This window comes from Mesorhizobium sp. M8A.F.Ca.ET.161.01.1.1 (genome assembly GCF_004792105.1).
GTDB lineage: Bacteria > Pseudomonadota > Alphaproteobacteria > Rhizobiales > Rhizobiaceae > Mesorhizobium.
Genome location: NZ_SRTD01000007.1, coordinates 74,633 through 87,669, shown reverse-complemented (window position 1 = coordinate 87,669; position 13,037 = coordinate 74,633). Strand labels below are relative to the sequence as shown.

14 protein-coding genes are annotated in these 13,037 nt (G+C 65.2%); 7 read left to right on the top strand and 7 right to left on the bottom strand.

Annotated features, from left to right (window positions below; genetic code table 11):
* Positions 1–83: 83 nt before the first annotated feature.
* Entirely contained in the window at positions 84–947 is an 864-nt protein-coding gene (locus EN804_RS18595) for a helix-turn-helix transcriptional regulator (RefSeq protein ID WP_210237370.1), read from the bottom strand.
* Positions 948–1,033: 86 nt separating this feature from the next.
* On the opposite strand from EN804_RS18595, the gene EN804_RS18590 reads away from it, so the two are divergent.
* Positions 1,034–1,918 carry an SDR family oxidoreductase gene (locus EN804_RS18590; protein ID WP_135920651.1) on the top strand — a complete coding sequence of 295 codons (885 nt, stop codon included), beginning with the start codon at positions 1,034–1,036 and terminating at the stop codon, positions 1,916–1,918.
* A 266-nt stretch (positions 1,919–2,184) separates the two neighbouring features.
* On the opposite strand, the gene EN804_RS18580 is transcribed toward EN804_RS18590, so the two are convergent.
* Positions 2,185–2,883 (bottom strand): RibD family protein, encoded by a 699-nt coding sequence (locus EN804_RS18580; protein WP_135920650.1) that lies wholly within the window; start codon positions 2,881–2,883, stop codon positions 2,185–2,187.
* A 137-nt stretch (positions 2,884–3,020) separates the two neighbouring features.
* Here EN804_RS18580 and EN804_RS18575 point away from each other — a divergent pair, with 137 nt between their 5' ends.
* The 5 genes from EN804_RS18575 (at position 3,021) to EN804_RS18555 (ending at position 9,091) form a co-directional block, all read left to right on the top strand.
* Positions 3,021–3,581 (top strand): dienelactone hydrolase family protein, encoded by a 561-nt coding sequence (locus EN804_RS18575; protein WP_135920648.1) that lies wholly within the window; start codon positions 3,021–3,023, stop codon positions 3,579–3,581.
* A gap of 266 nt (positions 3,582–3,847) precedes the next feature.
* Complete coding sequence (locus tag EN804_RS18570) at positions 3,848–4,795, top strand: substrate-binding domain-containing protein (RefSeq protein WP_127870206.1); 948 nt, start codon at positions 3,848–3,850, stop codon at positions 4,793–4,795.
* A 219-nt stretch (positions 4,796–5,014) separates the two neighbouring features.
* Positions 5,015–6,598 (top strand): sugar ABC transporter ATP-binding protein, encoded by a 1,584-nt coding sequence (locus tag EN804_RS18565; protein ID WP_135867407.1) that lies wholly within the window; start codon positions 5,015–5,017, stop codon positions 6,596–6,598.
* Positions 6,595–7,611, top strand: a complete 1,017-nt coding sequence (locus tag EN804_RS18560; RefSeq protein WP_127278997.1) for an ABC transporter permease — start codon at positions 6,595–6,597, stop codon at positions 7,609–7,611. The genes EN804_RS18565 and EN804_RS18560 overlap by 4 nt, the downstream gene beginning before the upstream one ends.
* A 115-nt stretch (positions 7,612–7,726) precedes the next feature.
* Positions 7,727–9,091, top strand: a complete 1,365-nt coding sequence (locus EN804_RS18555) for a hypothetical protein (RefSeq protein ID WP_135920646.1) — start codon at positions 7,727–7,729, stop codon at positions 9,089–9,091.
* A 40-nt stretch (positions 9,092–9,131) separates the two neighbouring features.
* Here EN804_RS18555 and EN804_RS18550 read toward each other — a convergent pair whose 3' ends face one another.
* The 4 genes from EN804_RS18550 to EN804_RS18535 form a co-directional block, all read right to left on the bottom strand.
* Entirely contained in the window at positions 9,132–9,701 is a 570-nt protein-coding gene (locus tag EN804_RS18550; RefSeq protein ID WP_135920644.1) for a hypothetical protein, read from the bottom strand.
* Positions 9,698–10,318: a hypothetical protein gene (locus EN804_RS18545; protein WP_135867410.1), complete on the bottom strand. Its 621-nt coding sequence runs from the start codon at positions 10,316–10,318 to the stop codon at positions 9,698–9,700. Before EN804_RS18545 ends, EN804_RS18550 begins: the two co-directional genes overlap by 4 nt.
* On the bottom strand, positions 10,315–10,926 hold the full coding sequence (locus EN804_RS18540) for a hypothetical protein (RefSeq protein ID WP_135920642.1): 612 nt from the start codon (positions 10,924–10,926) through the stop codon (positions 10,315–10,317). Before EN804_RS18540 ends, EN804_RS18545 begins: the two co-directional genes overlap by 4 nt.
* 100 nt (positions 10,927–11,026) lie before the next feature.
* Entirely contained in the window at positions 11,027–11,389 is a 363-nt protein-coding gene (locus EN804_RS18535; protein WP_135920640.1) for a hypothetical protein, read from the bottom strand.
* A 181-nt stretch (positions 11,390–11,570) separates the two neighbouring features.
* On the opposite strand from EN804_RS18535, the gene EN804_RS18530 reads away from it, so the two are divergent.
* Entirely contained in the window at positions 11,571–11,870 is a 300-nt protein-coding gene (locus tag EN804_RS18530) for a hypothetical protein (RefSeq protein ID WP_135867423.1), read from the top strand.
* 370 nt (positions 11,871–12,240) lie between these two features.
* Here the strand turns inward: EN804_RS18530 and EN804_RS18525 are convergent, their stop codons facing one another.
* Positions 12,241–12,936, bottom strand: coding sequence for a helix-turn-helix transcriptional regulator (locus tag EN804_RS18525; RefSeq protein WP_167531332.1), 696 nt, complete (start codon positions 12,934–12,936; stop codon positions 12,241–12,243).
* Positions 12,937–13,037: the final 101 nt, after the last annotated feature.

The window sequence follows — 13,037 nt, the reverse complement described above, 5'->3', positions numbered from 1 at the left end:
CACGGAATCGCCGAACGGCCCTAACTCTTTGTTTTTACGCAATTCCGAACGGAAAACCGTTTCACACTTTTCCTGGAATTGCTCTAAGGCGTGGTGGGCTTTGTCGACGGGTCCGTCGCGTCCCGCTCCTTGCGGCGCCGGGCGAGGTCGCGGATGCGGTCGGCGACGGCGGCGTCCACCGGGTTGTAGACGGTCAGGCTGAGGTCCGGCCGGCCATCGACCGCGAAGGCCGAATATTCGAGCTCGATGTCGCCGAGCTCGGGGTGCTTCAGGCGCTTGGTCCCGTCACCATGGGCAAGCACGTCGTTCTCCCGCCACAGGGTGGCGAATTCGGGGCTGGCGCCGCACAGTTCGTCCACCAACTGGGCGACCTCGGACACCGCGCCGGCGCGTGCCGCATCGGCCCGGAACGCGCCGACCACGAAACGGGCAAGGTTCTCCCAATCGTGCTGCTTGGCACGGATGGTGGGGCTCAGGAACATGAAGCGCAGGATATTGCGTTGGCCGTGGGGCAAGGTGCTGTCGGTCATTACGACTTGCGCGGCGCTATTCCAGGCGACGACATCCCAGGTCGCCGTCTTGATCAGGGCAGGGCTTGCCTCGAGCGTGTCGATCAGGCGCTGCAGCCTGGGGCTGACGCCGTCGGCGCGGAGGTAGCGGACCTCGGGCGGGCGCCCCAGTCCCAGCATGAAAAGATGTTCGCGCTCGGCCTCGGTCAGCAGCAGGCCCTTGGCGATGCGGTTCAGCACGTCGGCCGAGGGGGCGCCGCCGCGGCCCTGTTCCAGCCATGTGTACCAGGTCGGGCTGATGTTGGCGCGCTGGGCGACCTCTTCGCGGCGCAGCCCAGGCGTGCGCCTGCGCCCGGAGAAGCCGAACGACGAGGGATCGAGCCGGGTGCGCCGGTCTTTCAGGAACGCAGCGAGCGAGCCGCTGGACGTGTTGGGCATCCTGTTAGCCATTATACCATGATAAGATCACTACTTTAATGGAATAATAGAGCAGCGATATTAGGCAGGCAACCCAGGAGATTTGCATGCGTATCTTTCTCACCGGCGCCACCGGCTTCATCGGTTCGGCGCTCGTTACCGAACTTCTGCAGGCCGGCCATCAGGTGGTCGGCGTCACTCGCTCCGATGCGGGAGCGCAGGCGTTGGCCGCCGCGGGCGCCGAGGTGTACCGCGGAACCCTCGAGGATCCGAAAGGCTTGCGCGACGGCGCGGCCAAGGCGGAAGCGGTCATCCACACCGCGTTCGACCATGATTTTTCGCGGTTTGTCGAGAACTGCGAAAAGGACAGCCATGTCATCGCCGCGCTTGGCGAGGCGCTGGCCGGATCCGACCGGCCGCTGGTGATCACGTCGGGCGTCGGCATGGGCAGCCACGGCCATGGCCAACTGGCGGTCGAGGACGTCTTCAACGCCGGTCACGCCAACCCCCGCATCGCCTCGGAACTCGCCGGCAATGCCTTGTTGGAGGCCGGCATCAATCTTTCGGTACTGCGCCTGCCGCAGGTGCATGACACGAGGAAGCAAGGCCTCATCTCGCCGCTCATCGAGATCGCGCGGCAGAAGGGCGTTTCGGCCTATGTCGGCGAAGGCCGCAATCGCTTTTCGGCGGGCCATGTGCTCGATGCCGCGCGCCTCTACCGGCTGGCGGTGGAAAAGCGGCAACCCGGCGCGCGCTATCACGCCGTCGGCGAGGAAGGCGTCGAGGTGCGCGCGATCGCCGAGGCGCTTGGCCGGGGCCTGAACCTGCCGGTCGTTTCGATCGCGCCGGAAAAGGCGGCGGAGCATTTCGGCTGGATGGCGATGTTCGCCCCCATGGACCTGCCGGCCTCCAGCGCGCTGACCCAGGCGCGGCTCGGCTGGCATCCGACCGGCCCGACGCTGATCGCGGATCTCGACGCCATGCGATACTGATGGGCCGGTAGCAACGTTCGGAAGTGGCCGAGGCTTCTAAACTTCGTCATCCCAGGGCGCAGCAGGAGCGAAGCTCCGTCGCGGAGACCCTGGGATCCATTCCGTGACCTGGGCCGAAGAGCGCAGCGGAGCAGAATTCTTCACTGTGGCGGGGCTCAGGAGTCCCGGCATGGATCCTCGGGTCTGCGCTGCGTCGCTACGCTCCTTGCTCCGCCCGTGGATGACGAAACGATGGAGGCATGCAGTCCAAAAACGCAAGCACGAGATCAGCCAGCGCTGACAGCATAGCGCAAGTGAACAAGCCCGTGCGCCAGTGCTTCGCAACTCGTCAGAGACAGTTGCATCTTGCCCGCCAGGCCGGCCTCGCCGAACTCGACAAAGCCCTGGTTCGCCGCCCGCGCATCGAGCGCGGGGGCAATGAGAAGGCTGAGCTCATCGACAAGCCCGGCCGCGAAGAAGGAGCCGTTGATGCCGGCGCCGCCTTCGAGCAGCAGCCGGCTTATGCCGAGTTCGCGCCCGAGCACGTCGAGCATCGCGGCGAGATCGATGTCGGCCGTTTCCGAAACGATATAGGACACGTCGTCGGCTGCCAGTTCGGCCAGGTGGCTGTCCTGGACATCACGCCCGAGCAGCACGACGACATGATCGCCGCCGATGTCGGGCTTGGCAAAATGCAGCTTGCCGGAGGCATCGAGCGCCAAGGCATAGCTGCCCGCGTCGCGCCGCGCGAAATGATGCGGCCGCTCGACCTTGCCAGCATGCGCAGGCGGGTGCGCGCCGGCCTTGCTCATCTCGGCCATGGTGACGCGGCCGACGATCCAGGCGTCGCCTTCGAGGTCGTTGTGGATCTGTTCATAGAGGCCCGACCATTCGGCCCGGCTGCCGTCGGGGCTTTCGGTATAGCGGCTCGGATGAAGGCCGCCGTCGAGCGAGGCAAGCATATGGCAGATGATGTGCGGCTTCATATGGGTGTCTCCGTTTGTCGGCGTTGGCCAGTCCAAAGGTAATGCCGGGTCGGAAAAATGGAAGCCGACGTGGCGTGCCTTGAGGCTCCAAGCCCCGGCAGGTAGCATGACGGGATTTCAGCGACCCGGACCAGAGCATGGCGAACATGATCCTGTTTCACTCGGTTCTTGGCCTGCGCCGGAACGAACGTGATCTTGCCGAGCGCTTCCGCGCCAGCGGCCATGCCGTCACGCTGCCAGATCTTTATCAGGGTGCGGCGACGGACGATCTCGATGAAGGTTTCGCGATCAAGGCACGGATCGGTTGGGATGCCATCTGCCTAAAGGCGCGGGAGGCTTTGGCCTCGACGCCAGGCGATGCGGTGCTGGCCGGCATCTCGATGGGCGCCGGCGTGGTGGCGGAATTCTGGGCGTCGCGTCCGCTGGCCGCTGGTGTCCTGCTGTTGCATGGTTTGGCGACCGTGCCAGCGAACACGCGCCCGGGCCTGCCGGTTCAACTACATGTCGCGGACACCGATCCACTTTTCCCCGAGCCGGATGTCCGCGCCTGGCAGGAAAGCGCGGAGGCAGCGAGAGCGGATGTGCAGGTCTTCCGCTATCCAAACTCGGGACATTATTTTTCCGACCCGGCACTGCCCGACTATAATGCTGCAGCGGCCGCGCAACTTTGGAGCCGCACTTTGACGTTCCTGACATAGAAGAGCCTTCAGGCCCCAAGAATCCAAAATTCAGACAATTCCGACAAGTCGCTGTCCGGCTCTGTTATATCGATGTTGCACAAACGGTTGACCCTGGGTTAGCATCCTCTTGTTGACGCCGATCGGAGGAGTTTTGGCGGCGGTCAGCTGGAGCGGCATGCGTTCTTGGCGCAAGGAGGATGCTCCAACACTTTAACCGGCGCATGATCCTTCCTGAAACCGGTCCCGGTTTTTAGGGACAGTGCGCTTCTGTGGAGGAGGAACCCATGAACAGACGCGAATTCCTGATGACGTCCGTGGCCGCGGGCGCCATGATGCTGGCCGCACGCTCGGCTTTCGCCGAGGACAAACTCACCATTCTCGGCTCGGTGCCCAGTCTCGGCTTTCCGTTCTTCGTGCACATGCTGAACGAGATCAAGGCCGAAGCGCAGGCGCAAGGCGTCAACCTGACCGAGAGCGACGGCCAGAACTCGGCCACCAAGCAGACCGCCGACATCGAGGCGGCCCTGGTGCAGAAGGTCAACGCCATCGTCATCTCGCCGCTCGACGTCAACGCGCTGGCGCCAGCCATCGAGGAAGCGGTCAAGGCCGGCGTTCCCGTGGTGACGATCGATCGCCGCGTCGACGGTGTCCAGGGCATCCTTGCCCATGTCGGCGCCGACAATGTGAAGGGCGGCGAGGCGGAAGCAAGCGCCGTGGTGGCGGCATTCCCCAATGGCGCCAAGCTGTTCCACCTGCAGGGCCAGCCGGGCGCGGGTCCCGCGATCGACCGCAACAAGGGCGTGCACAATGTGCTCGATCCGCTGAAGGACAAGTACCAGATCATCTATGAGCAGACCGCCAACTTCGCCCGCGCCGAGGCGCTGACGGTGACGGAAGCCGGCCTTGCCGCCAACGGCAAGCCGGACGCCATCATCTGCGCCAATGACGACATGGCGCTGGGCGCGCTCGAAGCGTGCGCCGCGCGCAACTTCAGCGACGTCAAGATCTACGGCTTCGACGCGCTGCCCGAAGCGCTGGTCGCCGTGCGCGACGGCAAGCTCGCCGGCACGGTCGAACAGTTCCCCGGCAAGCAGTCGCGCACCGCCGTGCAGATCGCGGTCGCCTACGCCAAGGACAAGACCGAGCCGAAGGAGAAGCTGGTGCTTTTGACGCCCATCGTCATCGGCAAGGACAATTTGGATAAGGCGGAGCGGCTGAACGAGACGAAGTAGGCTGGATTGGTCAGGCCGGTGGGGCACGCCCCCCTCTGGCCTGCCGGCCATCTCCCCCACGAGGGGGGAGATCAGCAGCTTCTTTCGACCGCGCCTCTCTTGCAACGTTTGAGATTGGCGAAAGCCTTCACGACATCCAATCTCCCCCCTCGTGGGGGAGATGTCCGGTAGGACAGAGGGGGGCGTGCCCCGCTGCCTGCCGTAATCCGGGAGCCATCCTTGCCAGCTGAAGCCGCATCCCCCGTCCTGCTTGCCGTCGAAGGCGTCACCAAGCATTTCGCCGGCGTCACCGCGCTGAACGAGGTTTCGCTCGACATCCATCCCGGCGAAATCCTCGGCCTGCTTGGCGAAAACGGCGCCGGAAAATCGACGCTGTTGAAAATCCTGTCCGGCGTCATGCCGCCGTCCAGCGGCCGCATCACCTTCGACGGCGCCGACTATCAGCCGGCGAGCCCGCAGGACGCCAAGCGGCTGGGCATCGTCACCATATACCAGGAGCTCAGCCTGATCCCGACGCTGACCGTGGCGGAGAACATCTTCATCGGCCGCGCGCCGACCGGGCCGCTTGGCCTGGTGAGCTGGCGCAGGATGGAGCAGGATTCCCGCGCCATCATTGCCCGCGTCGGTCTCTCCATCGACCCGATGACGCCGGTGTCGGCGCTGTCGGTGGCCGAACAGCAACTGGTCGAGATCGCCCGCGCACTGTCGCTGAAAAGCCGGCTGATCATCATGGACGAACCGACCTCGGCGCTGACCGAGACCGAGGTGCAGCGGCTGCTGTCGATCATGGACCGGCTGCGCAAGGACAAGGTCGCGATCATGTTCGTCACCCACCGGCTGGAGGAGGCATCCGCCATCTGCGACCGCATGACGGTGCTGCGCGACGGCAGGCTGGCGGGGCATCTCGAGCGTCAGGGCGGGCCGATCAAGCTGCCCGCCATCATCGAGAAGATGGTCGGCCGCGCCGCTTCCGAACTTTACGCGCGGCCCGCCCAACGCGCGGTGGCCGGCGATGTGGTGCTGTCCGTCCGGGGCTTGCGCACCGTGCGCGACCCCGAGGCGCCGCATGCCATCGTGCTCGACGGCGTCGACATCGACCTCAAGGCCGGCGAGATACTCGGCGTTGCCGGGCTCGTCGGCTCGGGCCGCACGGAGCTCGCCCGCGCCATTTTCGGCGCCGACCGCATCGCGGCGGGCACGATCACGCTCGACGGCAAGGAAATAGCACCCGCATCGCCGGCCGACGCCATCAAGCTCGGCATCGGCCTGGTGCCGGAGGACCGCAAGCACCAGGCGATCTTCGCCGCGCTCGGCATCCTGCCGAATTTCTCCGTCGCCTCGCTTGGGCGCTTCAGCAACGGCTTCGGCTTCATGGCCGAGCGGCGCGAGCGCGACGCGCTGTCGGGTTTCCGCAAAATGCTGTCGATCCGCATGGCTTCGGCCGAGCAGGCGATCGAGGGCCTGTCGGGCGGCAACCAGCAGAAGGTGATCCTGGCGCGCTGGCTGGCGCGCGACCCGAAAGTGCTTGTTGTCGACGAGCCGACGCGCGGCGTCGATGTCGGCGCCAAGGCGGAGGTGCACCAGATCCTGGTGCAACTGGCAGCGCGGGGCATCGCGGTGATGATGATCTCGTCCGAACTGCCCGAGGTGCTGGCGGTGTCGGACCGCATCGTCACCATGCGCAAGGGGCGCATCACCGGGCAGATGCCAGGCGTCGAGGCAAACGAGGAAAGACTGATGGAATTGATGGCGCTCGACAGGCAGGATACGCCGGCACAGGACGCGGGGGGACAGGCACGATGAGCATCGCCGAGGAACAGAACCAGCGCGGCGGCGTGACGATCGCGCGGCTTTTGATGAGCTTCGGGCCGCTGCTGTTCCTGGCCGCCCTCGTCGTCGTCTTCACCGTGCTGAAGCCGAGCTTCATCGACCCGATCAACCTGTTCAACATCACGCGCCAGATCTCGATCACCGGGCTGATCGCGCTCGGCATGACCTTCGTCATCCTCACCGCCGGCATCGATCTTTCGGTCGGCTCGCTGCTCGCCTTCTGCGGCATGGTGGCGGCCGTGGTCGCCAAGGGCGGCACCGCTAATACGCTGTCGCTGTCGACATCAGGCACGCAGGGCTATGGCTGGTTCGCGGCGCTGCTGGCCGCCGTCGTGGTCGGCGCTCTCGCCGGCGGCGTGCAGGGGTTCGCCATCACGAGGCTGAAAGTACCGCCCTTCGTCGTCACGCTGGGCGGGCTGACGGTGTTTCGCGGGCTGACGCTGACCATCTCCAATGGCGGCCCGATCTCCGGCTTCGATGCCTCCATGCGCTGGTTCGGCACAGGGCTGATCGGCCCGGTGCCGGTGCCGGCGCTGATCTTCGCCATCGCCGCCATATTGTGCCACATCGTGCTGCGCTACACCCGCTATGGCCGTGCCGTCTACGCCGTCGGCGGCAATGCCGAGGCGGCACGGCTGTCGGGCCTGCGCGTCGACCGCATCCTGGTTTCGGTCTATGTCATCGTCGGCTTCTTCGCCGGGCTCGCCGCCTTCGTGCTGTCGGCCAGGCTGAATTCTTCCGAAGCGGTCGCCGGCATCGGCTACGAGCTGACGGTGATCTCGGCCGTCGTCATCGGCGGCACCTCGCTGTTCGGCGGCATCGGCTCGGTCGGCGGCACGGTGGTGGGGGCTGCCCTGATCGGCGTGCTGCAGAACGGGCTGCAGTTCAACAACGTGTCGTCCTACACGCAAAGCATCGTCATCGGCCTGATCCTGATCCTGGCGGTGGCGTTCGATCGCTGGCTGAAGTCGCGGGTGAGGCGGTAAGGGTGCGCGGCACCATGGCCGCGTGCAGCGGATGCGCGGCCAGTTCCCGGCCCAGTTGCAAAACATCGGCGCCTTGCTAGAAAGGCTTGGGCGGGTGGCGTCATGAGGAATGCTCATGGTTGCCGACATCATCAGACCGATCAGCTTGAGTTTTTCGCTGCTGCGGCGGTTCTGGCCGCAGCTCGTGGCACTGGTGCTGGCCGGGGTGCTGGCCGGCGATCTCCTCATGCAAGTGGCGGCCAAGGTGGCGCTCGCCAACCATTTCGCCGGGCTTGCCATGCTCACCCTGGTGGCGCTGGCGCAACTGGTGGTGACGGTGGCGATGTTCCATGTGCTGCGGCCGGGCCTGCCTAATGTGCTGGCCGCGCAGCGCGGCGCGGACAAGGCCGCCGAGAGCAAAGTCGCTGGCAACGAGGCGAGCGATGCCGACCGGCGCGGCTCGCGGCTGGTGCGCATGATCACCATCGCGCTGCTGCCGTTCTTCGCCTACTACGCCGCCTGGGGATTTCTTGGCGACATCGTGCGGCAGTATTCGCGCGCCTCGCTCGACCAGGCCGGTTTCGGCCAGAGCGGCAATGTGCTCGACGTGCTCGATTCGCGCTGGCTGCTGATTTCGGTCGCCGTTTCCTGGCTGATCCGCCGGCTGGCCAAATTCATGCAGACGAAGACGACAGCAACGTCGTTCTGGCAGATCGTCGTGGTGATCTGCGAGACCAACTGGATCTTCGTCGGCCTCTACGTCATCAGCCGCTGGAAGGACAGTGCGCTGCAATGGCTGATGAGCCGCAATTTCTGGTCCGTGCTGCAGGCGTCCATCGATGGGCTGGCGAGCCCGGTACCGGTCGCGACGGCCGCACCAGTGGTGACGGCGGCGAGCGCCGCACCAGTGGTGACGGCGGCGAGCGCCGCACCAGTGGTGCCGGTCGAGATCACCTCGATCACGGCCTCGATGGTGGCGGTCAGTCTGTTCTTCTACATGCTTTTGCCGCTGATCTGGCTGGTCATGGCGGCGCTGATCTACGGCTATGAGGTGCGCGACGAGGCGGCGCTGATGCGGGTCAACAGCCGCGTCGAGCGGTTCGGCCAGCGCTATGCCGGACTGCCGAAATTCCTGCGCGACTTCATCGAGCATTTCATCGCCGGCTACCGTTCTCGCTACCTGCCGATCGCCAATGGCGTGCGGCTGACGGTGAGTTCCAGCCTGGTGCTGCTGTGCACGCTGATCGTCGGCTACCGCCTGCTCGATTGGGGCGCTGCCTGGCTGTGGCTTGGCGCGACAAGGCTGATCGGCCCGCACGAGCTCGACGTCTGGCAGATCTTTTCGCACGGCGTGACGCTGCTGTTCGGCAGCCCGTTCCAGGATTCCTCGACGGGCATCCTGATCGAGCCGATCAGGATCTGTTTTCTCGCCGCCGTGCTGGAGACGGCGTTCTCGCTGTCGAAGGGGGCGGGGAATGGAGTTAGTGAAGCCGCGGCGTAGGCGTGCTTTCCTCTCCCCGTATAGTGACGGGAGAAAGTAGCTATTTCGGCGGCCTTTGAAAACGCAGGTACCACGGCCGCTCGCTGCCCAGGCCGACGGCCGGGCGGATGGTTTTCACCGCGTCCTCGGGCACGATGAAAGTGTCGCCGACGGTGATGACGTCGCCTTTTCTGGCGCCGGAGAAGATCGCCTGGGCGCAGTTCATCGCGCCCTCCGGCAGGCTGACGCCGGAGATGAAATCGGGCAGCCAGCGACGGCCGGCGGCGTCGGTCAGCATCAGCTTGCAGCCCAGCCATTGTTTACGCAGGTCCGGGTCGCCGATGGTCACGGTGAAGGTGGCGATGTCGGCGAAGGCGTGGTCGGGCAGGCGGCCGGCCTTGCCGCCGCGCAAATCGGCCAGCTTCCAGCCGCTGCCGCCGAACGGCACGGACTGGCCGAACTCGACATCCCTGGCGATGAGGTCCTCGCCATGCAGCCATTCGCGCACGCTGTCATAACTGGTCTCGGCCAGTGTCAGCGGCAGCAAGATGGCGAGCGCCAACAAGCCGCCCCGGCGCCATTTTCGCTCGGCTTGCGGGTCGACGGCCGGTTCCGTCGAAACGGCGCTCATGTCTTGCCCTGCGGTGTCTGGCCCTGCGATGTCTGGCCCGGCGCGGCATCGAGGTCGAATTCCGGCAGGATGTCGGACGGCTGGCCGTCAGCGCCGGTCGGCAGCGCATCGAGGCTGATACGGGCCTGCGCGTCGAGCGGGCCGAACTGGCGCGCGGCGATCAGCAGCCTGGCGCCGCGGATCTGGTCCGATGGCACTTCGAAGACGAACAGGCCGCGTTTGTCCAGGCCCGGATCGACGCCGTGCGGCGGCATGTCCTGGCGGTAGCCCAGCCGCTCCGTCTGGTGATAGCGCAACCCGGTAGGGCCTTGCCAGGTGCCGTCGGCCACCGCCGTGGAAGCGCCGGTCGCGGTGAGGCTTGTCGTCGCCACCACCCACAGGCCGCTGGTCGTCAAAAGCTTTTCCTGGCCGAACTGGCTGGCCTTGAGCTGGCGCGCGAAGATCACCTTGTCGAGCCTGACAGCGAAGCTGCGCGCGCGCACCGTGTCGTTCATCGCGCCATCGATGGGAATTGGTGCGGTGAGGTCGGCATAATGCGGCTTCGTCACCTGCATGCCGTAGCTCAGCGCCACGGTCGCGCAAAGGACCGCCAGATTGCCAAGCACGCGTATCCTCATGAGCCGCTCCCCGGCTGCCCGATCGCCGGCTGCCCAGTCGCCGGCAGGTCGGTGACCGGCAAGGTGACGGTGCCGAGCCGGTAGGGATTGTACCAGCCGGGCGTGCCATGGAGATTGTCGCGCGGCTTGAAGATCTCGGCGGTGACGCCGAAGGCGAGATTTGCCGGCACGGCGGCGTCGCCGGCAAGCGGCCAGACATAGGCCATACGCTCGGTCATCCCCGGATGCAGTTCCGGCGTCATCGTGGAATCGCGTGTCAACACGATCATCGGCGAGGAGTCGGGCAGGACAATGCCGTCCGGCGTGAAGACGTTGAAATAGCCCTTGTCGGATTGCGCGGTGCGGTTGGTCATGTCGACTTCCAGCACCAGCGCCTTCTGGCCTGGCTTCAGCGGCACGCCATGGACCCCGGCATGGCTGACATAGGCACGCACCGGCTGCAGGCGCCAGCGTCCGGCGTCGATGACGGCGTCTGGCGGCAATTGCGGTGGACCATGGGCGGGCAGGGCGCCAAACGCCCCCATCACGCCGGCGACAAACAAGGCGGCGATGGTTCCCGCGCCGGCCGTTATCCAGGTCTGAATTTTTGAGCGGGCGGTCTTGAACATTCCAAACCATGCACGTCGAACGAACAGCCACCCACCCGCAATCTAGGAAGAAAAGGCAGGGATTGGAACCCGCAAATGGCTGGTCCAGCCGTGCCGAGCCTCAGGCTGCTTCGAGCGCCCAGAGATGATGGCCGTAGCGACGGAAGAAGCGCGCGACGAGACGCTGCTCTTTCGCCCTGGCGAGATCAGGCAAGCGCCGTTCCTGGCGCCAGCGCGGCATGTTGCGCCAGCCGGCGATGAAACGGGCAGCATCCTCGATGGCTTCATGCGCCGACAGCGCCGGGCCGATCGCGGCCAGGAACAGAGGCTCCGACTGCTTCATTTCGTCGATGACGGCCTTGCGCCTGAAATGATCGAGACGGGCTTGCGCGATGCCGTTGCGGCGGATCGCCTCGAAGGCTTCGAGCAAAGCGGGACTGTCGTCGGTGTAACCGCAGGCGCGGGCGAAATCGGCGGCATCCATTCTTGCTCCCGCATCCAGGCGCGGGTCATTCCACGCCGACTCACATATGCAAGTCATATATAAGCATAACTCAAACAGGCATAGAAGAAAGACTTTTGGAGGAGTTTGGAAACTGCGACTCGACTCCCGCTTCAAAACACGGGAAGATAGGAACAAATCAGAAACAAAAGGACAGGGGATGATGGCGTTGCCGGGCAGGGAAGCAGTGATCGCGCAGGTCGCCTCGCTGTCGGTCGAGTGCGCCGATTGCGGCCGCAACAGGTGGTGGCGGCCCGATCAGTTGAAGCGCTTCGGGGTCAACGGGAACACGCCGCTGGCCGCGTTGTCGGGCCGCATCGTCTGCTCGGCCTGCCGTGCCGACGGGCTGCCAGGCACGGCGGTCTCGATCCAGGCAGCGTTCATCGACGAGCGCCAGCGCGTGCGCAGCGAGGCACGGATGCTGGGCGATCGTGAGGTGCTGGTGGAGGCGAGGCGGGCTTGAGCAAAGGACGTGCCGTCATGGACGATTTCGCCAACATTGTGACGCGATGCGGCAACCCAGCACCTTCTCCCCGTCACTATACGGGGAGAAGGTGCCGGCAGGCGGATGAGGGGCGGCGCTGATTTGGCGGAATTGAACTTCTATTCTGATGGTGCGAGGGAGTTTGCAAGCTTGGTCGTTTTCTTTGAGGTGGCATTCGAGACGCCACTTGCCGAAATCTTGGTGCTGCCCCTCATTGTCCTGCCGGACATTTCTCCCCGTATAGAGACGGGGAGAAAGTAAGCTGTTGCGGATGGTTTCGCCAAATATCAACGGTTAAGAACGCCGGCGTGCCGGTGAGGGCGGCCTGGATCCGGAAAGGCAGGCGCTCCTAATACCCCAGCAGTTCCTTCAGCGGGATGACGCGCCAGACCTGCTTGATGGCGTAGCGGTTGAAGGTCAGCGTCTTGGGCGGATTGTACTGCTCGACCACCAGCTCGCCCGCCGTGCGCCGGACCAGTTTCTTGATGAAGGCCTTGCCGTTCTTCTCGTTCTCTTCCGGGAAGGTCTCGATCACGACATGGTCGCCCGGCACCGCGTCGCGGCCGCCGCAATAGATCATGTCGCCGGGTTCATAACGCGGCACCATGGAATCCGAGAGCACGTGCAGCGCGAACACTTTCGGCAGGTTGCGGACTCCCGGCGGACGCTGGACGTATCCTGCCGGTTCGCCGTTGAAGGTGAAGTCGCCGTCATCACCGCCGACGGCGGCGCCCAGCACCGGAATATCCATCGCTCCGGCCGGCAGGGGGCCGGCATCGGTGACGATCTCGGCGTCCGCCACCGGGCCGGCATCGTCGAGGAAGACGACCTGCCCTTGGCCCAGCGCCACGGGGTCGACACGCAGGAAGGCGGCGGTCTTCAACAGGTTCTCGGTCTTGGGCAGGTTGCGCCCGGTTTCCCAGTTGCCGACGGCGGCGACATCGGTGTCGTTGTGCTCGGCGATGTGGCGCATGACCAGGCCGCGCTGCTTGCGTGCCTGGCGGATCGCGGCTCCGACCCTGATCGACAGTTGCGTTTTCACCATGGCCTCATGTGACCGACAAGTCCTGCTTTCGTCCATGAAAGATTGGCTTGCATCAATTTTTGAGTTATGCTTATATCACCTCATGCAAAAGCTCAACCCCC